This is a genomic window from Herbaspirillum sp. C9C3 (genome assembly GCF_013359625.1).
GTDB lineage: Bacteria > Pseudomonadota > Gammaproteobacteria > Burkholderiales > Burkholderiaceae_D > Herbaspirillum.
In genome coordinates this window covers 151,745-176,781 of record NZ_JABFMQ010000004.1, presented here as the reverse complement: position 1 = coordinate 176,781, position 25,037 = coordinate 151,745, and the positions used below count along the sequence as shown (strand labels likewise).

The following is a 25,037-nucleotide window of genomic DNA, read 5'->3' as shown; positions in this document are numbered from 1 at the left end:
TCAAGGTTGGATCAGATCCTGCGCCAGAGATCGATCAGGATGTCCTCGTCTTCATAGCAGGCCTGGCGCTTCAGGCGCGGGTGGGTATCGATGAGCTGGTGCATGGGCTGGGTGGCCAGCAGGCGGTCATCGAAATCCTTCTTCCAGTGGCAGGCCAGCAGGTGGCCCTGCGGCGCCAGGCTGGCGGCGGCCAGCGCCGCCAGCTCGGCCACGTTGGGTGCGTCGAAGTAGTAGCACAGCTCGGAAAACACGATCAGCCCCAGCGGCGGCATGTCCTGCGCCGCCGTCGGCCATTGTTCGGGCAGCGACTGCCGGCGCACCTGGACGTGCGGCAGGTGCGCGGTCTTTTCCCGGGCGATACGCACCGCTTCCGCGCAAAAATCGGAGGCCATCAGCCACTGGCAGCGGGTCGCCAGTTGCAGCGTCAGTTCACCGCTGCCGCATCCGGGTTCGAAGATGGCATTGCACTGCCGACGCGGCAGGATGGCCTCGATGATGGCGCGCTTGCGCTGTTCGTACCAGCGCTCGCGCGTCTTCCAGGGATCGTCGCTGCCCGCGTACAACTGGTCGAAATGGCCGCTGGCCGGAAACTGCGCTGTCGTCATAGGAAGAACACCTCATAGGGCCGCACGAAGTGCGCCAGCACGCCGGCCGGCAACACCGGATCGCGTTGGCCGTCGCGTCCGACCTGGCTGTGATAACAGCGCAGGGCGCGCCGTTTCATCATGCCGGTTCCGGCATCGAAGCTGAGTTTGTGCGCCCGGCCCCAGGGAAAATCGCCCCCCAGTGGTTGCGCCCAGTGCCAGCCCCAGATCGGCACTTCCACGAGCTTGCAGCCCAGTTCGTGTTCCAGTTCGGCGGCCACTTCGCCCACGGTTTCGTGATCGGGATGGCCGTCCAGGCGCCACGGTGCAAAGACGATGTCGGTAGGGCGCAATTGCGCGATCAGCCAGGCCTTCAGTTCCAGCCGATGTTGGCCGATCTGGCCGTCCGCAATCCTGGCCCGCAGGATCTGTGCCTGACCCGCGCCCAGACATTCCAGCGCCGCCCGGCTCTCCGCCGCACGCAGCAGGGGCAGGCGCGCGGCCAGGGGTGATGTCGCAGGATGGCTGTGCTCACCGTCACTGACGGCCACTACTGCGATTTCACGCATCATGCCGGCCAGTTGCGCGATCAGTCCGCCACAACCCAGCGTTTCGTCATCGGGATGCGGCGCCAGAATGACCGCACGTGAGCGTGGCGGCACCAGGTGGCACAGCTCCAGTTCGGGCAGAGCGTGCAGGCGCTGGCAGGATTGCCACACCTCCTCGGCGGTGCCATGGACGATATCGATATGGCGCGCCGAGTCTGCCGTCACGATGGACGGCGTGGCATTCACAGTAGGCATGGAGAAGGCTCCTCTTCAAGACTGGCGCTGGCCAGCGCCGCCAGATCGCGTTCGGCGTGGCTCTGGCGCAGCCACACCGGCAGGTCGGCCAGCAGGCGCGCACTGTGCCGGCTGCCGCAATAGGGGTGGGGACCGAGTGCGGCCCCCAGATCATCGATGATCTGCAGGCTGGATCGCTCCACGATCAGACGGGCGCGCAGGGCATCCTGCATGGCGTTGGCGCGTGGATGAGCATCAATGCGTGCGGCACTCTCGCGCAGGCAGGTGGCTGCCGCATGCTGGCCGCACAGCGCACTGCCCAGTCGCGCCAGCGCATGGCTGTCGGCGCGCCGTCTCAAGCCTTGTCGCAATGCGGCTACCAGCGCGCTGGCAGCGCCGTACCAGCAGGCGGCAATGCCGACGCCGCCGTGCCAGAAACCGGCACGCTCCAGATAAAAGCCGGGAGCACCGACCACCTGCGCTACCACGTTGCGCAGGTGCAGGCGCGCGGTGCGCGTGGCTGCCATGCCGACGGCATCCCAGTCATCTTCGATGATGGTGACGCCCGGCTGACCCAGCTCCAGCGCCAGCAGCCAATAGCGGTCGTCGTCGTCACGGTGGCCGAGCAGGGCATGGGTGACAGCGGTCGCGCCGGAGCACCAGGATTTCTCGCCGTCGAGGATGACGTGATCTCCCTGTGCCGTCATGCGCAGGCTGCCCGGTCGGCCCTGGGCACACCAGACGGCCCAGATGGAATGCAGCGGCAAGGGCCGCCGGGCCTCGGCCAGGATCGCCAGGGCGTCAGTATGGGCTTCAAACAATTTGGCCAGCGACAGATCCTGAGCGGCGACGGCGGCCAGCGTTTGCCAGCGACCCAGCGTCTCGCCCTGACCGGGCAGGGGCAAGCGGTCCAGTCCCGCCACCACCAATTGACGCAGCAGGCGCGCAACGACCATGGGCAGCTGCGCGTGGCTGGCTTCCTGCAGGGCGGGCGCGATGAATTCCTCGAGCGCGGCAGGCAAGGAAGGGCAGGGTGGAGCATAACGGCGGGCGGGGCTGCTCATCATGATGCGGGGAAAAGATCAAGCGCACAGGCTGTGCAATGGGAGGCAGTATGCGCGTATTCGCGCTGGCAAGATGTCGGCGCGCTGCCGTGTTTGCCGTAGGAATTCATTAGCGCAGGGGCATGTCGCAGCGCTGCCTGTAGGAATGCGGAGCGCTGAAAATCGGTGCAGCGCCTACAGCCAAATTGCGTCGTCACTTTCATCATGAAGCTCCGGACGCAGAAGATGTCAGAAGATGTTCATGCGCTGCGCCAAAGGGCGACCAGGTGATTACGCAGGGCGTCCCCCCACGAAACTGTCACGCTCGGAGAAGCGACATGAAAACCAAGGATATCCCCGAACAAGCCCATTTCGACGAATACAACAACGCCGCCGGTGGCTGGGGCTCGGTCAAGGCACTGGGTGCCATTCTGCAGCAGGAGCACGTGATCGCTACTGGCACGCGCATCCTGATGAAGCAGAACAAGCCCGATGGCTTTGCCTGCGTCAGCTGTTCCTGGGCCAAGCCGGCGGATCCGCATCTGTTCGAATTCTGTGAGAACGGCGCCAAGGCCACCGCCTGGGAAATCACCGGCAAGCGTGCCACGCCTGACTTCTTCGCCCGGCATACCGTGGCCGAGATGGAAAGCTGGAACGATCTCGAACTTGAATCCACCGGTCGCCTCACCGAGCCCATGAAATACGACGCCGCCAGCGACCGCTATCTGCCGGTCTCGTGGGACGAGGCCTTCGATGACATCGCCGCGCAATTGCGTGCCATGGATCCGAAGAAGGTGGTGTTCTATGCCTCCGGACGCGCCTCGCTGGAGACCTCCTACCTGTACCAGCTCATGGCGCGCATGTATGGCACCAACAACCTGCCGGACAGTTCCAACATGTGCCACGAATCCACATCGGTGGCGCTGCCGCAGACCATCGGCGTACCGGTGGGCACGGTCACGCTGGACGATTTCGGGCAGACCGAGTGCATCCTCTTCTTCGGTCACAACACCGGCACCAATGCCCCGCGCATGCTGCATCCACTGGAGCAGGCGCGCAAGCGCGGCGTCCCGGTGATCACCTTCAATCCCTTGCGCGAACGCGGCCTGGAGCGCTTTGTCAATCCGCAATCGCCCAAGGAGATGATCACCCCCGTACATACCGACATCAGTTCGCAATATGTGCAGATCAGGATCGGTGGCGACACTGCCGCCGCCATCGGCATGGCCAAGCGCATCCTGGAACGCGACGACCGCGCCCGTACTGAAGGTTTGCCGCGCCTGCTGGACGTGGCCTTCATCGAGGAACACACTAGTGGCTTCGAGGAATTCGCGGCGGCCGCGCGCGCGGCCCAGTGGAGCGAGATCGAACGCCACGCCGGCGTCTCGCGGGCAGAGCTGGAGTTGGCTGCGGATACCTATGCCAGTGCCGGTCGCGCCATGCTCATGTATGGCATGGGCGTGACCCAGCATCGCGAAGCGGTGCGCACCATCCACATGCTGACCAATCTGCTGCTCATGCGCGGCAATATCGGCAAGCCCGGTGCCGGCATCTGCCCGATCCGAGGCCACTCCAATGTGCAGGGCCAGCGTACCGTGGGCATCACCGAAAAACCGCAGATGGTACCCAACGACAAGCTGCGCGCGCTTTATCATTTCGAGCCGCCGATGGAGCAGGGGCTCAATACGGTGGAAGCCTGCGAGAAGATCCGTGACGGCGCGTTGTCCGCCTTCTTCATGCTGGGCGGCAATTTCGTGCGCGCCATTCCCGATCATGGTGTGATGGAACCTGCCTGGCGCAAGCTGCCACTGACGGTTCAGGTGGTGACGCACTTCAATCGGTCCTGCGTGATCCACGGACAGACATCCTACGTGCTGCCCTGCCTGGGTCGCATCGAGATCGATCGCCAGCGCAGTGGCGAGCAGGCGGTGTCGGTGGAAGACAGTACCGGCTGCATGCACGGTTCACGCGGCCGCGCCGAGCCGGCTTCGCCCCGGCTGCTGTCGGAACCGGCCATCGTGGCCGAGCTGGCCAAGCGCCTGCTGCCTGCGAATGCACACGTGGACTGGGATGCCTGGGTCGGGGATTACGCCCTGATTCGTGACGCCATCGAAGCGACCTATCCGGACATCTTCCGTGACTTCAATGAGCGCATGTGGACGCCCGGCGGCTTTGCGCGTCCGCTGGCGGCCCGCGAGCGGCAGTGGACGACACCCAATGGCAAGGCCAACTTCAAGACCCCGCAGGGATTCGAGCCGGACCCCGACATGCCCGCTGATGCGGCGGGCGTGCTGCGCCTGATGACCACGCGTGGGGACAGCCAGTTCAACACCACCGTGTATTCGCTGGACGATCGTTTCCGTGGAGTCTGGGGGACGCGCCGCGTGCTGCTGATGAACCAGCGCGATCTGCAGCAGCAGGGATTGGGGGCAGGTGATTTCGTGACGGCCGAGACGGTCTCGGAGGATGGCGTGGAGCGCCGCGTGGATCATCTGCGCGTGGAACCCTTCGATATTCCGGTGGGCTGCGTGATGGGTTACTTCCCCGAACTCAACCGGCTCATTCCGCTGTTCCATCACGCGCGGGGCAGCAAGGTGCCGGCGGCCAAGTCGATTCCGATTCGCTTGATTCCGGAAATTGCCGAGCCAGTGTTGTCCTGAGCACGGAGCTCAGGTTTTTCGAGAAGTCGTCAGAGAATGGAGGGACAGACTTGCCGCAGAGGGGAGGCATGGGCAAGCTGGCGTGCTGACTCGGAGAAATAAGTCCAGGTCTAATAAATTGAGTAAATACTGATAATGGACTTATAATTAAGGCGCATGAATTCGATCAAGTGGCACCCAAGAGCTATCAGGCAGTTATTGAAGATCAACCGCTCCGATCAAATCAGAATCAAGGACGCAACGGCCAAGTTGGAACTGATGCCGCATTGCCAGCAAGTGAAATCGCTGACGAATCATCCTTGTCAATTTCGGCTTCGGGTTGGTCACTATCGAGTCTTCTTCAACTTCGACGGAACTGTCCGCATTGTCTTTATCGAGGAAGTGAGCAAGCGCAATGAACGCACGTACTAATACTCAGATCATCCACGGGGCCGATGGAAAGCCGGCCTTCGTCGTGATCCCGTATGCGGATTATGTCAAGGAGCTCCCTCAAGAGGATGAAGCCTACGTTCCGCACGAGGTCGTCGCGATGATGGTCGAACACCAATGGACCCCCATGCGCAGCTGGCGCGAGCATCTGAACCTGACCCAGCAGGAGGTCGCCGCGCGCATAGGTATCTCGCAGTCGGCTTATGCACAGCAGGAACGCAGTACCCGCTTGCGCCCGCTGTCGTTGGAGCGGATCGCAGCGGCACTGGGAGTAAGCATCGAGCAACTGGATTTCTGAGCTACTTTGCAAGAGCGAAAAAAGCCCCGCCGAAGCGGGGCCAAGAGGGAACTGAGGATACCTCAGGTTACAACACAAAAACACCTTGCTTGCTGGCGCGCCTGTCCTGAGCAATGATGGATATCGCCTCAGGCATGCGCTGCCGGACGAGGGCGATCATACGAAGGCGGCACGTCGTTGTCTCATGCTTTTGAAACATGAACGAATGCACGTCGTGCATGAGTCCGGCCAGTCCCCATCTGCTTTGCAGGGCAGCACACACAAAGCGCAGGTGAAAAAAAAGACCGCTCGCGCGGCCCCGGTGCAGGTCTGTGCAGGTGGACCGACTAAAAGAATTCCACCGTGTCGTTGGTCGTGATACCCGAGCGCAGCACACCCGAATTGACCAGTTCCTGGTAGTAGCAGATGCGATTGCGACCGCTCTTCTTGGCGTGATAGAGCGCCTGGTCGGCATGGCCCAGGATCACCACCGGCGTCTCCCGCGCGATATTGACGAAACCCAGGCTCACCGTCACCTTGCCGACCTGCGGGAAATCGTATTCCTGCACGTTCTGGCGGAAGCGGTCGAAGATCTTGCGCGCATCGGTGAGCGTGGTCGAGCGCAGCAAGATCACGAATTCCTCACCACCGAAACGGAAGATGCGGTCATGCGCACGGAACGATGCGCGCAGGATATTGGCCACCAGGATCAACACCTCATCCCCGTACAGATGGCCGTAGCGATCATTGACCTGTTTGAAGTGATCGATGTCGACCACCGCCAGCCAGTGACCCTTGGGTTCGTCGTTGCTCTCGTGACGGCGCTCGTCACGGTCCACCGAGTGCGCCTCGTGCGGCGCGATGGCAAAGGCGTAGCGGGTGAACTGTTCATCGAAGGTCTTGCGGTTGAACAGGCCAGTGAGTGCATCGCGCTCGCTGTAGTCGAGCAGGCTCTGGTAATTGCAATAGACGTGGAAGATGCCGTGGATCACGTCCAGCATGGCCGGTGCAAAGGGAACCTGGCTACGGATCTCCAGGCAGGAATTCATCTTGCCATGCAGCCAGACCGGCAGCCACAAAAGGTGCTGGCCATCGGCCGTGGTCTCCTGGAACTCATTGAGATGATTGCGGATGCAGGCCAGCATGGCCGGATAGGTCGACAGCGGTTCCTTGGGATCGTCGCTGGTGAGCTCGGCGATGGTGTGCACGGCGCCATCGCGGATGACCATCTTTTCCTGCACGAAGTGTTCATCACGCAGCGTGAAGATGTCGAGCATGCGGATGGCCTCGACGTCGGTCAGCTGGTACAGCGCGGAGATGACGGAGATGGCCAGGCGGGAATGCTCCCGGTGGGCCGTGATTTCTACCAGATGCTTGAGCAGCGGTTTTTTCATCTCGTCGTCGATGTCCTGCATGAGCCCATTGTTCTATGTATGGTCGGTACTCGGCTGTGCTTGCCCGGCGTCTTCGACAGCGGGCTGGCTGACATGCCATGAAGCAGTGCCCGGCCATCGGCAGGAGCGCAGTCAGGAGCAAGGCATGTCACAGCGCAACGAAGACGATCCCGTTGCAAGATTCACGCCATCAAGCTAGCACGGAAGCAAAGCGATTTTACAGGCGGCAAGCAGGGGAATGAAGCAGTTTCTGCATTTCACTGCAGAAAAATCACCATTTCATTTCCATGTGGAAACTTCAACTCTTGCGTGATTTTCACTTACGTGCGACTTGGTGAGTTTTTCTCTCCCGGGCGCCTTCCGATATCAGACAAACCGGCTACAAACCAGCTGTGTAGCGGAATTGACGCTGATCTGACATTGTCTGCCGGCGACCGGTCCTGCTTCTCATGCTCCGAAAATCAATACGCCAGTTCCGGGATTGACTTAAAAAATCGCCGACTGGGTAGCCGGCGATTTTTGTTTATATCATTTACGATCTTGTTTCGGATTGCCGATGGCGGCTACCCTCCATCCAGCCTCAGGCATAGATGATCAGCAGGGCGACGGCAATGATGAGACCGAACTTGGTGATCTTGTAGACGGTCTTGTTCCAGTTCTTGAAGCGGCGGCGATACTGCCCGGCCAGCCAGACGAAACGGAACAGCTTGTTGACGCGCCCGGTCTGGTCGCCGGTCTCATTGGGGGAGGCGGCGGCGGTCATCATGGTGCGGCCGAGGAAGCCATTGATGGCTTCTGCCCAGCGATAGCGCAGCGGCCGCTCGACATCGCAGAAGAGGATGATACGGTTCGTCTCGGTACCGTTCTGCGCCCAGTGGATGAAGGTCTCGTCGAACACCACGCTCTGGCCATCGCGCCAGCTGTAGCGCTGGCCGTCGACTTCGATGAAGCAGCGGTCATCGTTGGGCGTGACCAGGCCCAGGTGGTAGCGCAGCGAACCGGCGAAGGGGTCGCGGTGCGGATTGAGGGTCCCGCCCGGGGCCAGCTCGGCGAACATGGCGGCCTTGACCGAGGGAATGCGCTTCAAGATTTCCACGGTCTTGGGGCAGAACTTCTCGGCCGAGGGATGACTGGCGTTGTACCACTTGAGGTAGAAGCGCTTCCAGCCAGCCTTGAAGAAGGAGTTGAAACCGGCATCATCATTTTTCTCCGCCGCCTTGATCTTGGCCATTTCACGCAGGGCCACGGCTTCGTCGCGGATCACTTCCCAGTTCTGGTCGATGATGGCCAGGTCATCAAACTGCTTGACGGCCGGATAAGGCACGGCTGGCACGCGCGAAAACGCGTACATGAACAGATTGATCGGCGACATGATCGACGAGTGGTCGAAGAACTGCCGAAGGAAGGGCAGGCGCACCCGACCTCGGAAGTGGATGAACAGGATGGAAAAGAGATAAATGAAGACAATTGCCCATTTCATTGCAGGGTCCTTTGATGTTGCCGGCCTCTTCAACTGAAGGAAAAGGCTGTGACGGATATCCGTCCATATGGGGTCGGGAGCAGGGAGATCAACGACAACAAGCGGTTCGAGCCGGGGCAGCAGCAGAAAAAAACAGGCTGGAAGAAGCCATGATGCCGCAAGATGCACGATGATGAGTTGAAATCCCGCTCACTGCGCAGGCCCGGCCAGACGCCGGCGACGCAGAGCAAGCGAGGATTCTACACCAAGGGGGAGTCAGCGTTTGTAAGGAGGGCTGATTGCCCTATGTGAATATTCTTTCAACAGCGGCTTGCGCTGATCCAGATCAAGGGGATAAAAAAAGGACCGGGAGTCCGGTCCTTCGCGAGAGGGTGAAGCAAAAGGCTCAAGCGGCCTGGGTCACCACCTGGCGTGCCCGGTTCCAGCGCGGCAGTCCGGTGAAGGCGAAATCGATTTCCGGCACTTGGCCGGAGACGATCTCGGCAATCGCGCGGCCCGAACCGCAGCCCATGGTCCAGCCCAGGGTGCCGTGACCGGTGTTCAGATACAGGTTGGCGAACTTGGTCTTGCCCACATAGGGGACGTTGGAGGGCGTCAGCGGACGCAGGCCGGTCCAGTAGGTCGGGTTTTCGTAGTCGCAGCCATCGGGGAACAGTTCACGGGTACGGCGGGTGATGGCTTCGCAGCGGGTGGTGTTCAGTTCGCGGGTATAGCCGTTCAGTTCGCAGGTACCGGCCACGCGCAGGCGGTCGCCCAGGCGCGAGACCACCAGCTTGTAGCCGTCGTCGGTGAGCGAGACGGTGGGGGCGGCGTCCGGGTTGGTGACCTTGTAGGTGGCCGAATAGCCCTTGCCGGGGTAGAGCAGCAGGTCGATGCCCAGCGGCTTGACCAGTTGCTGCGAGAAGCTGCCCATGGCGACCACGAAGGTGTCGGCCTGCAAGACTTCATGGCGGCCGTCCGGGTTGATGATTTCCACGCCGGTCACGCGGGCCGATGCACCGGCACCTTCGGTAATGAGACGGGTGATGGTGGTGGAATAGCGGAATTCGACGCCGGCTTCCTCGCTCTTCTTGGCCAGGCCGGTGGTGAGCTTGAAGACGTCACCCGATTCATCGGTGGCGGTGAAGTCGCCGCCGACGATCTTGTTGCGGATCGAGGCCAGTGCCGGTTCGATGCGTATCACTTCATCGGCACCGATGGATTCGCGTGGGCAGCCCAGGTCGCGCATGAGTTTGGCGGCCGGCAGGGAGTCCTGGAATTCCTTTTCTTCAGTATAGAAGTGCAGGATCCCGCGGGTCAGGTGGTCGTACTGCACGCCCGTCTCTGCGCGCACGGCCTGCAGGGTCTGGCGGCTGTATTCGCACAGGGCGACGATGTTGCGGATGTTCTCGTCGGTGCGGGCGGCGGTGCATTCGCGCAGGAAGGCCACGGCCCACTTCCATTGCAGCCATTCCGGACGGAAGCGGTAGAGCAGCGGGGCGTCTTCCTTGCCCAGCCACTTCAAGACCTTCATCGGGGCAGCCGGATTGGCCCAGGGTTCAGCGTGCGAGACCGAGATCTGGCAGCCGTTGGCGAAGCTGGTTTCCTGCGCTGCGCCGGGCTGACGGTCAATGACGGTGACGTCGTAGCCCTGCTTCTTCAGGAACCAGGCCGAAGCGGTTCCGATAATGCCTGCGCCCAATACGATCACTTTCATCTTGCTCTCCCGGTGTTGCGTGAACTTGCTGTGGTTGTTCGGACGTTCGCATCCCTGAATTCAAATGCGAACAATGCAAGCATTGTAAGAAAAGCGCGATTGCAGATGTGATCAATACTGGATCAATTTTTTGTGAATAAAAAGACTGATGCGGAATTTTTATTCAAAATAAAAAGAAAAATCAGATCGTATTTACATTTTTGAAGATGTGAAACGTGCCATCTCTTCCGCGACGGCCCGCTCTACCGTTTCGGTCAAGGCATCGCGCAGGCCTTCCCTGACGCGCTGCATCACGATCTCGGAAAGATGGTCCAGGGCCAGCGCCATCTGGTCTTGCAGGTGTTGGTGCAGCACGGTATCGACGCGTTCGAGCAGGCTTTGCAGGACGTTTTCGCGGATTTCCTGTTCCCATTGGCGGTATTGCTCGGCGACCGGGGTAACCGGGGGCATGGCGGCCATCATGGGCGCCGCAGCGGCGGGCGCCTGGTAGCTGGCCGCAGCAGGCTGGGTGTGGAAGGCGCCGGGTTGCGCGGGCGCGGTGTAATCCGGGGCGGCAGGTGCCAGCGGGATGATCTCGGTGAGGAGGGGAATGCTGTTGTCGTCGTGGTTCATGGCATGAGCGGGCGGGGCGGGCTCAGGCGGCCACATGGTGCGAGAGGGGGTAGCCGCGTTCTTTATAGAAACGGTAGCGGTCACGGCCGGCGGCCTTGTCGGCATCGTCGGCGGAAATGATTTCCAGCAGGCGTTCGAAGCGGGCGAAGTGCGCGGGGGTGTCGCCACCCAGGTTGATGAGGATCTGGTGGTGCGGCAGTTCGGTGCTGTCGTCGGCGGTCAGGATGATGGGCGTCTGCGCCGCCAGCGGGTCGCCGGCCATCACGTGGGGCAGGAAATCCTGCTCGGAGAAGCTCCAGAGCGCCTGGTCGAGCTGCTGCAACTCGGCGCGGTCGGGCGTGCGCAGCACCAGGTTGGCGCCGGAAGCGCGCGCTTTGCGCACCAGACGGCACACGTAAGCGATCTTTTGCGGGACGTTGCTGTGAAAGTCGATTCGGGTCATCCCGCCAGTATAGTGGGTCGCGGTGCAGCAGGCTATCGGAGTGCCAAAGAACGCCCTTGTCCGCCGGATTTCGGTGGTGGTTCCCGTCAGGTGAGTCGATCTTTTTCGAGAAATGGAGCCTGATTGCTTGAGGGCAATCTGCTTTGCCGGTTGTCAAATTTAGACTCCTTTCACTCCAAAACGTCAGCACCTCTTCAGCGAGCGCTGATGGGCTTTGGGGCGAGCGTTTGCGACTGATGGAAGGAGCAAAAATGAAACACACGGAATCGGATGGGCGGCACTTGGCAAGCGATTTTTCAGGCAGCATCGGCACGCATGGCCTTCTACAAGCTGGCCACCTGTGCCGGACGGGAGATCGCGCATGAAGATCATCGGTTGGATTCGCTACGGTGACAAAGCCGCCTGCGGCGGTACGGTGATCGAAGGTGACCAGACTTGCCTCAGCCATGGGCGTGCCTACGCATTCCAAGGCGCTCGCATGGCGTGCCGCAAGCATGAGCAAGATTCTGGTGCAACAAGCCAAGGTGCGGACCAACACCATCAAGGACTCGGTGTGCAAGATTGACGTGCCTGTCGTGAAATTCTCGGACCTGTGGGACAACTACGTGAGTGGCGCTCCGTTCAAGCCGGGGCCTGAGGACAAAGGGGACTACAGCAACCAGTGCGCCTTGCGCGTCAGTGCCACATTTCACAAGGTGGGCATTCAGATGAGCTCCTTCTCGCAGAAGACGGTCAAGCCGATGCCAGGCGCCAAAGCCTTGGGCCGTGTCATGATGGATGGCAAGCCGGCAGCCGTGCGAGCGTATGAGCTTGGCGAATGGCTCAAGCTGCAACCATTCTGCGGTTTGCCCAAGCAGCCAGAGGACATCACAGGCAAGGATTGGGAGTCGAAGGTGAAAGGGCGTACAGGGATCATCATGTTTCATGCTTATTGGACGCGAGAAGGGCAAACTGCCGCTAATGCCAGCGGTGGACATATCGACCTGTGGAATGGATCACGACTCACCAACAACGGAATCGCTGGGACGTTAGAAACATTCGCACGATTCTCACTGGGCATCCATCGCCCTTGGCCTCACTTTTACTCTGACCTTAGAGCGTCAAAACTCATACTCTTCTTTGAGGTGAAGTGATCATGAGAAAGACTGCTCTGTTCTGTGCAGGACTTCTAATCGGATACATTTTCGACTTGATTCCTTCGCTGTTTGAAATCGTGGCCAATACCAACATCTGTATCGAATCATGTCCTGGCGTACTACGTGGAATTTCACTTGCAATCTATGCCGCGATGCCAATTCTGTGGGGAGCTGGTCTGCCGCTCACCGTTGGAAAACCTCAGGCATCCAGGATCTTGATTTGCTTGTTGCTTGCGTCGACGTTTGTCATGCTCATATTGACGTGGTTTCTCTATGTCCATCAGCATCCTCATTGATCCAGCAAGTGGACCTGGGGCAAGGCCTTGTCATTTCTGGTGCTCGGTACATTGGCTTCAGCGTCAATCCCTGAGCAGGTTTCGCTAGCCACGAAAATGTATCAATGCGTTTCACCGGTAGAGACAACAGTCCCGGAAACAACAAAGCCCCGGTTTCCACCGAGGCTTTGTTTACTACCTGAAGAATTGGCGACTCAGGCCGCCATCCCACTATGCCGCAACAGCGCATCAATGCTCGGCTCCCGCCCACGGAACGCCTTGAAGGACTCGATGGCCGGACGCGAACCGCCCACGGCCAGGATTTCCTGCTGGAAGCGGCGGCCGGTTTCCAGCGAGATCACATTGCCGCTGCTGGCAGCTGCCTCTTCAAAGGCGCTGTAAGCGTCAGCCGACAGCACTTCCGCCCACTTGTAGCTGTAGTAACCCGCCGCATACCCACCCGCAAAGATGTGCGAGAACGAATGCTGGAAACGGTTGAACTCCGGCGGACGGATCACGGCGATGCGGTCGCGCACGCTGTCGAGCAGTTGCTGCACGGTCTGATTGCCGCCCACTTCATATTCATGGTGGATCAGCATGTCGAACAGCGAAAACTCCACCTGGCGCAGCATCTGCAAGCCGGACTGGAAGTTCTTGGCGGCGATCATCTTGTCATACAGCGCACGCGGCAGCGGCGCGCCGGTCTCGGCATGCGCGGTCAGTTGCTGCAGCACATCCCATTCCCAGCAGAAGTTTTCCATGAACTGTGAAGGCAGTTCCACCGCATCCCATTCCACGCCGGAAATACCCGATACGCCCACTTCATCGACCTGCGTCAGCATGTGGTGCAGGCCATGGCCAAACTCATGGAACAGGGTGATGACTTCATCATGGGTGAACAGGGCCGGCTTGGTCACGCCATCGACCACGGCAGGTTCGGTGAAATTGCAGACCAGATAGGCAATCGGGGTTTGCACGCCCTGCGCGGTGAGGCGGCGGGCGCGGGCGTCATCCATCCAGGCGCCGCCACGCTTGCCGGAGCGGGCATACAGGTCCAGATAGAACTGGCCGACCAGCTGGCCATCGCGCTCGATGCGGAAGAACTTCACATCCTTGTGCCAGACCGGGGCGGTATCGGGCTTGATCTGCACGCCGAACAGTTGCTGCGCTACCTGGAACAGGCCGCCGACCACCTTGGGTTCGGGGAAATATTGCTTCACTTCCTGTTCCGAGAAGGCGTAGCGCTGCTCGCGCAGCTTTTCGGAGGCATAGGTGCTGTCCCAGGCCTTGAGCTCATCCAGGCCCAGCTTTTCGCGGGCGAAGGTCTTCAGTTCTTCATAGTCTTTCTGACCGAAGGGGCGGGCGCGCTGGCCCAGGTCTTCCAGGAAGGCGATCACTTCGCTGGGTGACTTGGCCATCTTGGCCACCAGCGAGACTTCGGCGAAGTTGGCATAGCCCAGCAATTGCGCTTCTTCCTTGCGCAGTTGCAGGATCTGGTCGATGTTGGCGCTGTTGTCCCATTCGGGCTTTGCGCCCAGTTCCGACGCCTTGGTCGCGTTGGCGCGGTAGATCTTCTCGCGCAGCGCGCGATTATCTGCATATTGCAGAACCGGGAAATACGAGGGGAAGTGCAGCGTGAACTTGTAGCCGGGCTTGCCGTCCTTCTCGGCGGCGGCACGTGCAGCTTGCTTCACATCGGTCGGAAGCCCCGACAGTTCGGCCTCGTCCTCGACGAAGAGGGCGAAGTCATTGGTGGCGTCCAGCACGTTTTCGGAGAAACGCGTGGTCAGCATGGCCTGCTTTTCCTGGATCTCGGCGAAGCGTTCCTTCTTGTCCTCGGCCAGTTCGGCGCCGGACAGACGGAAATCGCGCACGGCATTGTCCACCACCTTGCGGCGCGCGGCCGACAGGGAAGCGAAGGCCGGGCTGGTCTGCAGCGCCTTGTACTTCTCGAACAAGGCCAGGTTCTGGCCCAGCCCGGTCCAGAATTCCACCAGGCGCGGCTGGTTCTCATTGTAGGTGGCGCGCAGGGCCGGGGTGTCCATCACCGAATTCAAGTGGCCGACCACGCTCCAGGCGCGGCCCAGCTTTTCGGTGGCCGATTCCAGCGGCTCGACGAAATTGTCCCAGGTGACTTCGGCCATCGGCGCTTCCAGTTCGGTGACCAGACGGCTGGCGTCGGCCAGCAGCTTGTCCAGCGCCGGGGTGACGTGTTCGGGCTGGATGGCGTCGAACTGGGCATAGCCCGAGAAATCGAGCAGGGGATTGGCGGCGATGTCGGTGGTGGTCATGGGCTCTCGTTTCTCTGAAAACATCCGGCAGCCAGGCTGCCGGAGGGTATTGCGCTAGGGGCGTGCCGATCAGCTGCGTTCGGCGGCTTCGATGGTGTTGACCAGCAGCATGGTGATGGTCATCGGACCCACGCCACCCGGCACCGGGGTGATCCAGCCGGCGACTTCCTTCGCGTTGGCGAAATCGACGTCGCCACACAGCTTGCCGTTGTCATCGCGGTTCATGCCGACGTCGATGACGACCGCGCCAGGCTTGACCATATCCGCAGTGACAATGTTGCGCTTGCCGGTGGCGACCACCAGGATGTCGGCCTGGCGGGTGTGGTGGCCGAGGTCACGGGTCTTGGAGTTACAGATAGTGACGGTGGCACCCGCTTGCAAGAGCAACATGGCTTGCGGCTTGCCGACGATGTTGGAAGCCCCCACCACCACGGCATTGGCGCCGCGCACCGGGTAATTGATCGATTCCAGCATCTTCATGACGCCGTAGGGCGTGCAGGGGCGGAACAGCGGCTGGCCGGTCATCAACAGGCCGGCGTTGCTGACGTGGAAGCCGTCCACATCCTTTTCCGGGGCGATGGCTTCGATCACCTTGTGGGCGTCGATGTGCGCCGGCAGCGGCAGCTGCACCAGGATGCCGTTGATCTTGGGATCGCCGTTGAGGGCGTCGATGCGGGCCAGGAGCTCGGCTTCCGTCATCGTGGCTTCATATTTCTCAAGAACAGAATGAAGGCCATTGTCCTGGCAGGCCTTGACCTTGTTGCGCACGTAGACCTGGGAAGCCGGGCTGTCGCCCACCAGGATCACGGCCAGGCCGGGTTGCTTGCCTTGGGCGGTGAGGGCGGCGGCGCGCTGGGCCACTTCGGCGCGCAGTTGTTGGGAGAGCAGGTTTCCGTCGATCAGTTGGGCAGACATGGCAGATAGGGCAAATAGAAAGTGAAGGGCAGGGCTGGGAAGAAAGCGCCCGGACAGGCCGGGGCCACTGAAGGGCGCTAGGCGCCAGAACCCGTGATTATAAAGCCAGGCGGCAGGCCGGACGAAATGCCGGCGAGCGAGGATTTGTTGTCATATTGAAAATAGATATTGTCCCCTTGATCTGACATTGGCTTTTGGGGCAGCGCACGACGGGGATTTGCAATTTCGGTTATGCTCCCGCAACCAAGCCTCCCGGCCCCTGATAGACTGCCCTGAAGAAACAAGGATTACCGCATGACCGATCTCCTGACCCGCCGCCTGCACCAGCTATCCCAGCCGCAACATCTTGCGTTGTTGGGCCAGGGTCTGCGCGGGGTGGAGCGGGAGACGCTGCGCGTGGACGCCCGGGGCCACCTGGCCCGCACGCCCCATCCGCCGGCACTGGGTTCGGCCCTGACCAATGACCTGATCACCACCGATTACTCTGAAGCGCTGCTGGAATTCATCACCCCGGCCATGCCCGACATCGCCGATGCCTTGCAGCGCCTGGATGAGATCCACCGCTTTGCCTATACCAAACTGGGGGGCGAATTCCTGTGGAATGCCTCCATGCCCTGCGTGCTGCCGCCGGAAGACGAGATTCCCATCGCCTGGTACGGCAGCTCTCACATCGGCATGTTGAAACACGTCTACCGCCGTGGCCTGGCGCTGCGCTATGGCCGCACCATGCAGTGCATCGCGGGTATTCACTACAACTTCTCCTTGAGTGAAGACCTGTGGGAAGTCCTGCGCGAGGGCGATGAGAGCGTCGATCCCTCGCTGTCGCGCCGCGATTACCAGTCCGAGCGCTACATCGCCCTGATCCGCAACTTCCGCCGCTACAGCTGGTTGCTGATGTACCTGTTCGGCGCCTCGCCGGCGGTGGCGACCAATTTCCTGCGCGGCCGGCCGCACCAGCTGGAGTCGCTGTCCGACGATACGCTCTTCCTGCCCTACGGCACCAGCCTGCGCATGAGCGACCTGGGCTACCAGAACCACGCCCAGGCCAACATCACCCCGCATTACAACAACCTGCCGGCCTACATCCGCAGCCTGTCGCATGCGGTCAGCGAGCCGTATCCGCCGTATGAAGCCATCGGCACCCAGCGCGATGGCCAATGGGTGCAGATCAATACCAATATTCTGCAGATCGAAAACGAGTTCTATTCGTCGATCCGTCCCAAGCGCGTCATCAACAGCGGCGAGCGGCCGATACAGGCGCTCTCGGCGCGCGGCGTGCAGTATGTGGAAGTGCGCTGCATGGACATCGATCCCTTCAATCCCTTGGGCATCGGGCTGGAAGCCGCGCGCTTCCTGGATGTGTTCCTGCACTTCCTGGCGCTGGAATCGAGCTGCCTGACCTCGGACGAGGAAGGCGTGGAAAATCGCGCCAACTTCCTGGCCACCGTCAAGGAAGGTCGTCGGCCCGGCCTGCGCCTGCAATTCAAGGGGGAATCCCTGCTGCTGACCGACTGGGGCCGTCAGTTGCTGGACCGCATGGCACCGGTGGCCGAGCTGCTGGACCGTCAGCGCGGCGGCAGCCAGCACCGCGACAGCCTGGCCGCCCAGCGCGCCAAGCTGGCCGATCCCGATGCCACGCCCTCGGCACGCGTGCTGCGGGAAATCCGCGCCGCCGGCAATTCCTTCCCGGCCTATACCCTCGCCCAGAGTCAGCGCCAGGCCGCCGAACTGATCGCTCGTCCGTTGTCGTCCGACCAGACCGCCGATTTCGTCGCCATCGCTCAGGCTTCGCTGGATGCCCAGCGCGAGATCGAACGCACCCAGGTGGGCGACTTCGATACCTTCGTGGCGGCTTACCGGGCCAGCACCCTGGGCAATATCGCTATCTAGCCCACCTTCGCTTATTCACTTATATAGAGCAATAACTGAATAAGAAACCGACAAGAGCGCCTCGTCCCCGGACGAGGCGTTTTTGCTGGTCGGTCGGAAAGCCCCATGCTTGCTGTCCTGGCAATTCTTTATGTTCACTTTTCTTGGGCAAAAAATGCTGTTTTGTGCGCTCCGGCAGGTCTTTGCCGCATTGCAAACAGGGCAAGAAAACCCCGCCGCAAGGGCGATATAGTAAAAATACGAGGCCCTGGAAGCCCCTATTCATGCCGCTTTGCAGCATATTTTCGTATTATGAAATCGATTATCGTAATTTGAAAATTGAAAATTCCCTGATAAAATTCGTCGTCCACACGGCTGGAAGACCGTACATTTAAGCCTGTTTCGCCTCCGACGCCTTGCCCCAAGGGGTAGGAAAGATTGCAATACAGGCAACACATAACGACTTCCTGCTTCACCTGCCGGCGGCATTGCGTACCGAATGACCCGACCGACCCGCCTGGTCCACCCGACCGGACGGATCTCTCAACAACCAGGAGACATGACATGTCAGCCCAAATCGATCAAGTTCTGGCGCAGGCCGCCAACGATCCCGATGTGATGGAAACCCAGGAGTGGCTTGACGCCCTCGAAGCCGTGATCGAAAAGGAAGGCCCGGATCGCGCCCACTACCTGATGGAACGCATGGTCGATCTGGCGCGCCGTCGTGGTGCCCATATCCCCTTCTCCAGCAACACCGCCTACGTCAACACCATTCCCGCCGACCAGGGCGAGCACTGCCCGGGCAACCTGGAATATGAAGAGCGCCTGCGCTCCTGGATGCGCTGGAACGCCATGGCCATGGTGGTCAAGGCCAACCGCGTCGATGGCGATCTGGGTGGTCACCTGTCTTCCTTCGCGTCGCTTGCCAACATGCTGGGCATCGGCTTCAACCACTTCTGGCACGCCCCGACCGAAGACCACGGCGGTGACCTGCTGTACATCCAGGGCCACTCCTCGCCCGGCATCTACGCACGCGCCTTCCTGGAAGGCCGCCTGACCGAAGACCAACTGATCCACTTCCGCCGCGAAGCCGATGGCCATGGTCTGTCGTCCTACCCGCACCCCAAGCTGATGCCGGAATTCTGGCAGTTCCCGACCGTCTCGATGGGCCTGGGCCCCTTGATGGCGATCTACCAGGCCCGCTTCCTGAAGTACCTGCACGCCCGTGGCATCGCCAAGACCGACAACCGCAAGGTCTGGGCCTTCTGTGGCGACGGCGAAATGGACGAGCCGGAATCGATGGGCGCCATCGGCATGGCCGGCCGCGAAAAACTGAACAACCTGGTCATCGTGGTCAACTGCAACCTGCAGCGTCTGGACGGTCCGGTGCGCGGCAACGGCAAGATCATCCAGGAACTGGAGTCCGATTTCCGCGGCGCCGGCTGGAACGTGGTCAAGGTCATCTGGGGCAGCGGCTGGGACGAGCTGCTGGCCAAGGACAAGGACGGCATCCTGCAGAAGGTCATGATGGAAACCGTCGACGGCGAGTACCAGAACTACAAGGCCAAGGATGGCGCCTACGTGCGCAAGCACTTCTTCGGCAAGCATCCCAAGTTGCTGGAAATGGTCTCCAAGATGTCGGATGACGACATCTGGCGCCTGACCCGTGGCGGCCACGACCCGCACAAGATCTACGCCGCCTTCAAGGTCGCGCAGGAATCCAAGGACCAGCCCACCGTGATCCTGGCCAAGTCGATCAAGGGCTATGGCTTCGGCAAGGCCGGCGAAGCGCGCAACACCGCGCACAACACCAAGAAACTGGACGACGAAGCCATCCGCGCCATGCGCGACCGCTTCCAGCTGCCGATCTCGGACGCTGAACTGCCCAACATCCCGTTCTTCAAGCCCGCTGACGACGCACCGGAAATGCAGTACCTGCACGAGCGCCGCAAGGCCCTGGGCGGTTACCTGCCGCAACGCCGCGTGCACGCGGACGAAAAGCTGCCGGTGCCGGAACTGTCGGCCTTCCAGGCCATGCTGGAGCCCACTGCCGAAGGCCGTGAAATCTCCACCACCGCCGCTTATTCGCGCGTGCTGACCGCACTGCTGCGCGACCCCAACCTGGGCTCGCGTGTGGTGCCGATCATGGTCGACGAGTCCCGTACCTTCGGGATGGAAGGCCTGTTCCGCCAGATCGGCATCTTCAGCCAGGTCGGCCAGCTGTATGAACCGGTCGACAAGGACCAGGTGATGTACTACCGCGAAGACAAGGCCGGCCAGATCCTGCAGGAAGGCATCAACGAAGCGGGCGGCATGAGCTCGTGGATCGCTGCGGCGACCTCGTACTCGACCAACAACCGCGTGATGATTCCGTTCTACACCTACTACTCCATGTTCGGTCTGCAGCGTATCGGCGACCTGGCCTGGGCAGCCGGTGACATGCGCGCACGCGGTTTCCTGATCGGCGGCACCGCCGGCCGTACCACCCTCAACGGTGAAGGCCTGCAGCACGAAGACGGCCACAGCCACGTGTTCGCTTCGGCCATCCCGAACTGCATCCCCTACGACCCGACCTTCGCCCACGAAGTCGCCGTGATCATCCATGACGGCCTGCGCCGCATGGTGGCCAACCAGGAAGACGTGTTCTACTACATCACCGTGATGAACGAGAACTACGGTCACCCTGGCATCAAGCCGGGCCAGGAAGAGGGCATCATCAAGGGCCTGTACCTGTTGAACGAAGGTGGCAAGGAAAACAAGCTGCGCGTGCAACTGCTGGGTTCGGGCACCATCCTGCGCGAAGTCATCGCCGCCGCCGACCTGCTGCGTGATGACTGGAAGGTCGATGCCGACGTTTGGTCCGCACCGTCCTTCACCCTGCTGGCCCGCGATGGCCAGGATGTGGAACGCTGGAACATGCTGCACCCGGCCGAGGCCCCGAAGAAGAGCTACTTCGAGCAATCGCTGGAAGGCAGCGAAGGCCCGATCGTGGTCTCCACCGACTACATGCGCACCTACGCCGAGCAGGTCCGCGCCTTCGTGCCGAAGGGTCGTTCCTACAAGGTGCTGGGCACCGACGGTTATGGCCGTTCGGACACCCGCGCCAAGCTGCGTGAGTTCTTCGAAGTGAACCGTTACTTCGTGACCGTGGCGGCCCTGAAGTCGCTGGCCGATGAAGGCAAGATCAAGCCGGAAGTGGTGGCGCAAGCCATCGCCAAGTACGGCATCGATCCGAACAAGCCGAACCCGGTGACCCTGTAAGGACTGCCTGACCGACCATCCCCGCCTCAGCCTGCTGATCGCGGGGATGTGTCGTGTCTGGAACTGCCACCCAAGGGGAAGGTCTGCCACCCGATGATGTGATGGCTCAAGAAGCCAGCGTCGTGCGGCACATCCAGTACCTTCCCACCTGCGAATACTTCTCCCGGCCCAATGCCGGGGAACAGAACAACGGAGCGCATCAGATGAGTCAAGTCGAAGTAAAAGTCCCGGACATCGGCGATTTCAAGGAAGTCGAAGTCATTGAGGTGATGGTCAAGGTCGGTGACACGATCAAGGTCGACCAGTCGCTGATCACGGTTGAATCCGACAAGGCCAGCATGGAAATCCCGTCCAGCCAGGCGGGCGTGGTCAAGGAAATCAAGGTCAAGGTCGGTGACAAGGTCGCCGAAGGTTCGCTGCTGGTGATCGTCGAAGGCGAGGGCGCTGCAGCTCCCGCCGCCGCACCGCAAGCCGCCGCTGCCGCTCCTGCGGCCGCTCAGGCCTCCGCCCCGGCACCGGCCCCTGCTGCTGCACCGGCAGCCGCTGCTGGCGGTACCGTCGAGATCGAAGTGCCCGACATCGGCGACTTCAAGGAAGTGGAAGTCATCGAAGTCATGGTCAAGGTGGGTGACACCGTCAAGGCCGAGCAATCGCTGTTGACCGTGGAATCCGACAAGGCCAGCATGGAGATCCCCTCCAGCCACGCCGGCGTGATCAAGGAACTGAAGATCAAGCTGGGTGACAAGGTTGCCAAGGGCAGCATCATCGCCACCATCGAAGCTGCGGGCGGCGCACCTGCTGCTGCTGCGCCTGCCGCAGCGCCTGCAGCTGCACCGGCTCCTGCAGCGGCCCCCGCTCCTGCAGCAGCAACCGCGCCCGCCGCTGCGGCCGCCGTACCTGCCATCGCTACCGCGTCGGCCACCAGTACCGGTGGCAAGGCCCACGCTTCGCCTTCCGTGCGCAAGTTTGCTCGCGAACTGGGCGTGGACCTGTCGCGCGTGCCGGCCACCGGTCCCAAGGGCCGCATCCTGCAATTGGACGTGCAGAACTTCGTCAAGGGCGTCATGGCCGGTTCCACCTCGGTGGCCGCTTCCGCACCGGCGACCAATGGCAGCGGCGCGGGCATGAACCTGCTGCCGTGGCCGTCGCTGGACTTCAGCAAGTTCGGTGAAACCGAACAGCAACCGCTGTCGCGTATCAAGAAGATCAGCGGCCCCAACCTGCATCGCAACTGGGTGATGATCCCCCACGTGACGCAGTTCGACGAAGCCGACGTGACCGAGCTGGAAGAATTCCGCAAGACCTCCAACGATGCCTTCGCCAAGGCCAAGTCGCCGGTCAAGCTGACCATGCTGGCCTTTGTCATCAAGGCCAGCGTCTCGGCCCTGAAGAAATTCCCGGCCTTCAATGCGTCCCTGGACGAGAAGGGCGAGAACCTGATCCTGAAGAAGTACTACAACATCGGCTTCGCCGCCGATACCCCGAATGGCCTGGTGGTCCCGGTCATCAAGAACGCCGACCAGAAGAGCATCGGCCAGATCGCCACCGAAATGGGCGAGCTGTCCGCACAAGCCCGCGACGGCAAGTTGAAGCCGGCCGACATGCAGGGTGCCACCTTCACCATTTCCTCGCTGGGTGGCATTGGCGGTACCGCCTTCACGCCCATCATCAATGCGCCGGAAGTGGCCATCCTGGGCCTGTCCAAGTCGATCACCAAGCCGGTGTGGGATGGCAAGCAGTTCGTGCCGCGCCTGATGCTGCCGACCTCGCTGTCCTATGACCACCGCGTCATTGACGGCGCCATGGGCGCGCGCTTCTCGGCTTATCTGGCCGACGTGCTGGGTGACCTGCGCAAGTCGCTCCTCTAAGCCACCACCGAACATTACGGAGTCAGGACAATGAGTCTCTCTGAAGTCAAGGTCCCCGATATCGGGGATTTCAAGGAAGTCGAAGTCATCGAGGTGATGGTCAAGGTCGGCGATACCATCAAGGTGGACCAGTCGCTGATCACGGTCGAATCCGACAAGGCCAGCATGGAAATCCCGTCCAGCCAGGCCGGCGTGGTCAAGGAAGTGAAGGTCAAGGTCGGCGACAAGGTCGCCGAAGGCTCGCTGCTGCTGATGGTGGAAGCCGCTGGTGAAGCTGCTGCCGCACCGGCACCTGCTGCAGCGCCTGCACCGGCTGCAGCGCCTGCTGCGGCAGCCGCTCCCGCTGCTGCGCCTGCCGCTGCCAGCTTCGGCGGCAGCGCTGATGTGCAGTGCGACGTGATGGTGCTGGGTGGTGGTCCTGGTGGTTACTCGGCAGCCTTCCGCGCCGCCGACCTGGGCCTGAACACCGTCATCGTCGAACGTGAAGCAACGCTCGGTGGCGTCTGCCTCAACGTCGGTTGCATCCCGTCCAAGGCACTGCTGCACGTGGCCGCCGTGATCGACGAGACGGCCGCCATGGCCTCGCACGGTGTCACCTTCGGCAAGCCCGAAATCGACATCGACAAGTTGCGCGCCTACAAGGACAAGGTCATCGGCACCATGACCGGTGGCCTGGCCGGCATGGCCAAGGCCCGCAAGGTGCAGGTGGTCAATGGCGACGGCCAGTTCGCCGGCCCCAACCACATCGAAGTCACTGCAGCGGACGGCAGCAAGAAGGTGGTGCAGTTCAAGCACGCCATCATCGCCGCCGGTTCCTCGGTGGTGAACCTGCCGTTCGTGCCACAGGATCCGCGCATCGTCGATTCGACCGGCGCGCTGGAACTGCGCCAGGTGCCCAAGCGCATGCTGGTCATCGGTGGCGGCATCATCGGCCTGGAAATGGCGACCGTCTATTCCACCCTGGGCGCGCGCATCGATGTGGTCGAGATGATGGACGGCCTGATGCAAGGTGCGGACCGCGACATGGTCAAGGTCTGGCAGAAGTTCAACGAGAAGCGCTTCGACAACGTCATGGTCAAGACCAAGACCGTGGCCGTGGAAGCCCTGCCCGAAGGCATCAAGGTCACGTTCGAAGCCGCTGAAGCTGGTGCCACCGCACCCGAGCCGCAGCTGTACGACCTGGTGCTGGTGGCCGTGGGCCGCAGCCCGAACGGCAAGAAGCTGTCGGCTGACAAGGCTGGCGTGATCGTCTCGGACCGCGGCTTCATCGCTGTCGACAAGCAGATGCGTACCAACGTGCCGCACATCTTCGCCATCGGCGACCTGGTGGGCCAGCCCATGCTGGCGCACAAGGCGGTGCACGAAGGCCACGTGGCCGCCGAAGCGATTGCCGGCGAGAAGAGCTTCTTCGACGCCAGCGTCATTCCTTCGGTGGCTTATACCGATCCGGAAGTGGCATGGGTCGGCGTGACCGAAGACGAAGCCAAGGCAAAGGGTATCAAGATCGAGAAGGGCCACTTCCCGTGGGCCGCTTCCGGCCGCGCCGTGGCCAATGGCCGTTCGGAAGGCTTCACCAAGCTGCTCTTTGATGCTGAAACCCATCGCATCATCGGTGGCGGCATCGTCGGCACGCACGCAGGCGACATGATCGGCGAAGTGGCGCTGGCCATCGAGATGGGTGCGGACGCCGTCGATATCGGCAAGACCATCCACCCGCACCCGACCCTGGGTGAATCGCTGGGGATGGCTGCTGAAGTTGCAGAAGGCCATTGCACCGACTTGCCGCCGCAGCGCAAGAAGTAAATCATGTGAAATGGCGCCGATGTTGCCGGTCTGGCGACATCGGCAGTTTTACTGACAACCCCGCATTCCTCAGAGGATGCGGGGTTGTGTCTTTTCAGCATCGAACAAGATTGGAAGAAGCCCGCTCATTTCCGGGATGGCGCAATCAAGAGCGCGACCACGCAGCGGAGTGCGCTAGAATTTTTGGCTTACTGAAGTGCTTACCTGTCAGGCGGGCTCA

General features: G+C 61.4%; 18 protein-coding genes. 8 read left to right on the top strand and 10 right to left on the bottom strand.

What is annotated here, in order from left to right; genetic code table 11:
• Positions 1-11: 11 nt before the first annotated feature.
• The 3 genes from HNO82_RS06210 to HNO82_RS06200 are packed head-to-tail and all read right to left on the bottom strand — an operon-like array spanning position 12 to position 2,388.
• Positions 12-605, bottom strand: coding sequence for an SAM-dependent methyltransferase (locus tag HNO82_RS06210; RefSeq protein WP_175343097.1), 594 nt, complete (start codon positions 603-605; stop codon positions 12-14).
• Positions 602-1,387: a PIG-L deacetylase family protein gene (locus tag HNO82_RS06205; protein ID WP_175343096.1), complete on the bottom strand. Its 786-nt coding sequence runs from the start codon at positions 1,385-1,387 to the stop codon at positions 602-604. The genes HNO82_RS06210 and HNO82_RS06205 overlap by 4 nt, the downstream gene beginning before the upstream one ends.
• Positions 1,375-2,388 (bottom strand): acyl-CoA dehydrogenase family protein, encoded by a 1,014-nt coding sequence (locus tag HNO82_RS06200; RefSeq protein ID WP_249776951.1) that lies wholly within the window; start codon positions 2,386-2,388, stop codon positions 1,375-1,377. The genes HNO82_RS06205 and HNO82_RS06200 overlap by 13 nt, the downstream gene beginning before the upstream one ends.
• Before the next feature lie 359 nt (positions 2,389-2,747).
• Between HNO82_RS06200 and HNO82_RS06195 the strand changes: the two genes are divergently transcribed.
• From HNO82_RS06195 to HNO82_RS06185, 3 genes are all read left to right on the top strand, one after another.
• Entirely contained in the window at positions 2,748-5,069 is a 2,322-nt protein-coding gene (locus HNO82_RS06195; protein ID WP_175343094.1) for an FdhF/YdeP family oxidoreductase, read from the top strand.
• Between the two features lie 156 nt (positions 5,070-5,225).
• Positions 5,226-5,480 (top strand): type II toxin-antitoxin system RelE family toxin, encoded by a 255-nt coding sequence (locus tag HNO82_RS06190; protein ID WP_034350033.1) that lies wholly within the window; start codon positions 5,226-5,228, stop codon positions 5,478-5,480.
• A complete protein-coding gene (locus HNO82_RS06185) occupies positions 5,464-5,796 on the top strand; it encodes a helix-turn-helix domain-containing protein (RefSeq protein WP_034350035.1) in 333 nt (110 codons plus the stop codon). The genes HNO82_RS06190 and HNO82_RS06185 overlap by 17 nt, the downstream gene beginning before the upstream one ends.
• 326 nt (positions 5,797-6,122) lie before the next feature.
• Here the strand turns inward: HNO82_RS06185 and HNO82_RS06180 are convergent, their stop codons facing one another.
• From HNO82_RS06180 to HNO82_RS06160, 5 genes are all read right to left on the bottom strand, one after another.
• Entirely contained in the window at positions 6,123-7,190 is a 1,068-nt protein-coding gene (locus tag HNO82_RS06180) for a GGDEF domain-containing protein (protein ID WP_008326997.1), read from the bottom strand.
• 559 nt (positions 7,191-7,749) lie between these two features.
• On the bottom strand, positions 7,750-8,649 hold the full coding sequence (gene lpxO, locus HNO82_RS06175) for a lipid A hydroxylase LpxO (RefSeq protein WP_008326998.1): 900 nt from the start codon (positions 8,647-8,649) through the stop codon (positions 7,750-7,752).
• A gap of 385 nt (positions 8,650-9,034) precedes the next feature.
• Positions 9,035-10,345 carry a D-amino acid dehydrogenase gene (locus tag HNO82_RS06170; protein WP_175343093.1) on the bottom strand — a complete coding sequence of 437 codons (1,311 nt, stop codon included), beginning with the start codon at positions 10,343-10,345 and terminating at the stop codon, positions 9,035-9,037.
• Positions 10,346-10,537: 192 nt separating this feature from the next.
• A complete protein-coding gene (locus HNO82_RS06165) occupies positions 10,538-10,957 on the bottom strand; it encodes a hypothetical protein (protein WP_008327000.1) in 420 nt (139 codons plus the stop codon).
• 22 nt (positions 10,958-10,979) lie between these two features.
• Positions 10,980-11,399, bottom strand: a complete 420-nt coding sequence (locus tag HNO82_RS06160; protein ID WP_008327001.1) for a DNA polymerase III subunit chi — start codon at positions 11,397-11,399, stop codon at positions 10,980-10,982.
• A 494-nt stretch (positions 11,400-11,893) separates the two neighbouring features.
• Between HNO82_RS06160 and HNO82_RS06155 the strand changes: the two genes are divergently transcribed.
• Positions 11,894-12,532 (top strand): type VI secretion system amidase effector protein Tae4, encoded by a 639-nt coding sequence (locus HNO82_RS06155; RefSeq protein WP_175343092.1) that lies wholly within the window; start codon positions 11,894-11,896, stop codon positions 12,530-12,532.
• A gap of 493 nt (positions 12,533-13,025) precedes the next feature.
• Here HNO82_RS06155 and HNO82_RS06145 read toward each other — a convergent pair whose 3' ends face one another.
• Both HNO82_RS06145 and folD read right to left on the bottom strand, forming a co-directional pair.
• Positions 13,026-15,101, bottom strand: a complete 2,076-nt coding sequence (locus tag HNO82_RS06145; protein ID WP_175343090.1) for a M3 family metallopeptidase — start codon at positions 15,099-15,101, stop codon at positions 13,026-13,028.
• A 69-nt stretch (positions 15,102-15,170) separates the two neighbouring features.
• Positions 15,171-16,016 (bottom strand): bifunctional methylenetetrahydrofolate dehydrogenase/methenyltetrahydrofolate cyclohydrolase FolD, encoded by an 846-nt coding sequence (gene folD, locus HNO82_RS06140; RefSeq protein ID WP_008327011.1) that lies wholly within the window; start codon positions 16,014-16,016, stop codon positions 15,171-15,173.
• A gap of 294 nt (positions 16,017-16,310) precedes the next feature.
• Here folD and gshA point away from each other — a divergent pair, with 294 nt between their 5' ends.
• The 4 genes from gshA (at position 16,311) to lpdA (ending at position 24,817) form a co-directional block, all read left to right on the top strand.
• A complete protein-coding gene (gene gshA, locus HNO82_RS06135) occupies positions 16,311-17,906 on the top strand; it encodes a glutamate--cysteine ligase (protein WP_175343089.1) in 1,596 nt (531 codons plus the stop codon).
• 543 nt (positions 17,907-18,449) lie between these two features.
• On the top strand, positions 18,450-21,146 hold the full coding sequence (aceE, locus tag HNO82_RS06130) for a pyruvate dehydrogenase (acetyl-transferring), homodimeric type (protein ID WP_175343088.1): 2,697 nt from the start codon (positions 18,450-18,452) through the stop codon (positions 21,144-21,146).
• A 203-nt stretch (positions 21,147-21,349) separates the two neighbouring features.
• On the top strand, positions 21,350-23,014 hold the full coding sequence (gene aceF / locus HNO82_RS06125; RefSeq protein WP_175343087.1) for a dihydrolipoyllysine-residue acetyltransferase: 1,665 nt from the start codon (positions 21,350-21,352) through the stop codon (positions 23,012-23,014).
• A gap of 30 nt (positions 23,015-23,044) precedes the next feature.
• Positions 23,045-24,817 carry a dihydrolipoyl dehydrogenase gene (lpdA, locus tag HNO82_RS06120; RefSeq protein WP_175343086.1) on the top strand — a complete coding sequence of 591 codons (1,773 nt, stop codon included), beginning with the start codon at positions 23,045-23,047 and terminating at the stop codon, positions 24,815-24,817.
• Positions 24,818-25,037: the final 220 nt, after the last annotated feature.

Bases quoted from the DNA above. Each gene is read 5' to 3' on its own strand.
- HNO82_RS06185 (WP_034350035.1), top strand. From the start codon at position 5,464: ATGAACGCACGTACTAATACTCAGATCATCCACGGGGCCGATGGAAAG.
- lpdA (WP_175343086.1), top strand. From the start codon at position 23,045: ATGAGTCTCTCTGAAGTCAAGGTCCCCGATATCGGGGATTTCAAGGAA.
- lpxO (WP_008326998.1), bottom strand. From the start codon at position 8,649: ATGAAATGGGCAATTGTCTTCATTTATCTCTTTTCCATCCTGTTCATC.
- HNO82_RS06170 (WP_175343093.1), bottom strand. From the start codon at position 10,345: ATGAAAGTGATCGTATTGGGCGCAGGCATTATCGGAACCGCTTCGGCC.
- HNO82_RS06180 (WP_008326997.1), bottom strand. From the start codon at position 7,190: ATGCAGGACATCGACGACGAGATGAAAAAACCGCTGCTCAAGCATCTG.
- gshA (WP_175343089.1), top strand. From the start codon at position 16,311: ATGACCGATCTCCTGACCCGCCGCCTGCACCAGCTATCCCAGCCGCAA.
- HNO82_RS06160 (WP_008327001.1), bottom strand. From the start codon at position 11,399: ATGACCCGAATCGACTTTCACAGCAACGTCCCGCAAAAGATCGCTTAC.
- folD (WP_008327011.1), bottom strand. From the start codon at position 16,016: ATGTCTGCCCAACTGATCGACGGAAACCTGCTCTCCCAACAACTGCGC.
- HNO82_RS06165 (WP_008327000.1), bottom strand. From the start codon at position 10,957: ATGAACCACGACGACAACAGCATTCCCCTCCTCACCGAGATCATCCCG.
- aceF (WP_175343087.1), top strand. From the start codon at position 21,350: ATGAGTCAAGTCGAAGTAAAAGTCCCGGACATCGGCGATTTCAAGGAA.
- HNO82_RS06145 (WP_175343090.1), bottom strand. From the start codon at position 15,101: ATGACCACCACCGACATCGCCGCCAATCCCCTGCTCGATTTCTCGGGC.
- HNO82_RS06190 (WP_034350033.1), top strand. From the start codon at position 5,226: ATGAATTCGATCAAGTGGCACCCAAGAGCTATCAGGCAGTTATTGAAG.
- HNO82_RS06155 (WP_175343092.1), top strand. From the start codon at position 11,894: ATGAGCAAGATTCTGGTGCAACAAGCCAAGGTGCGGACCAACACCATC.
- HNO82_RS06195 (WP_175343094.1), top strand. From the start codon at position 2,748: ATGAAAACCAAGGATATCCCCGAACAAGCCCATTTCGACGAATACAAC.
- aceE (WP_175343088.1), top strand. From the start codon at position 18,450: ATGTCAGCCCAAATCGATCAAGTTCTGGCGCAGGCCGCCAACGATCCC.
- HNO82_RS06205 (WP_175343096.1), bottom strand. From the start codon at position 1,387: ATGCCTACTGTGAATGCCACGCCGTCCATCGTGACGGCAGACTCGGCG.
- HNO82_RS06210 (WP_175343097.1), bottom strand. From the start codon at position 605: ATGACGACAGCGCAGTTTCCGGCCAGCGGCCATTTCGACCAGTTGTAC.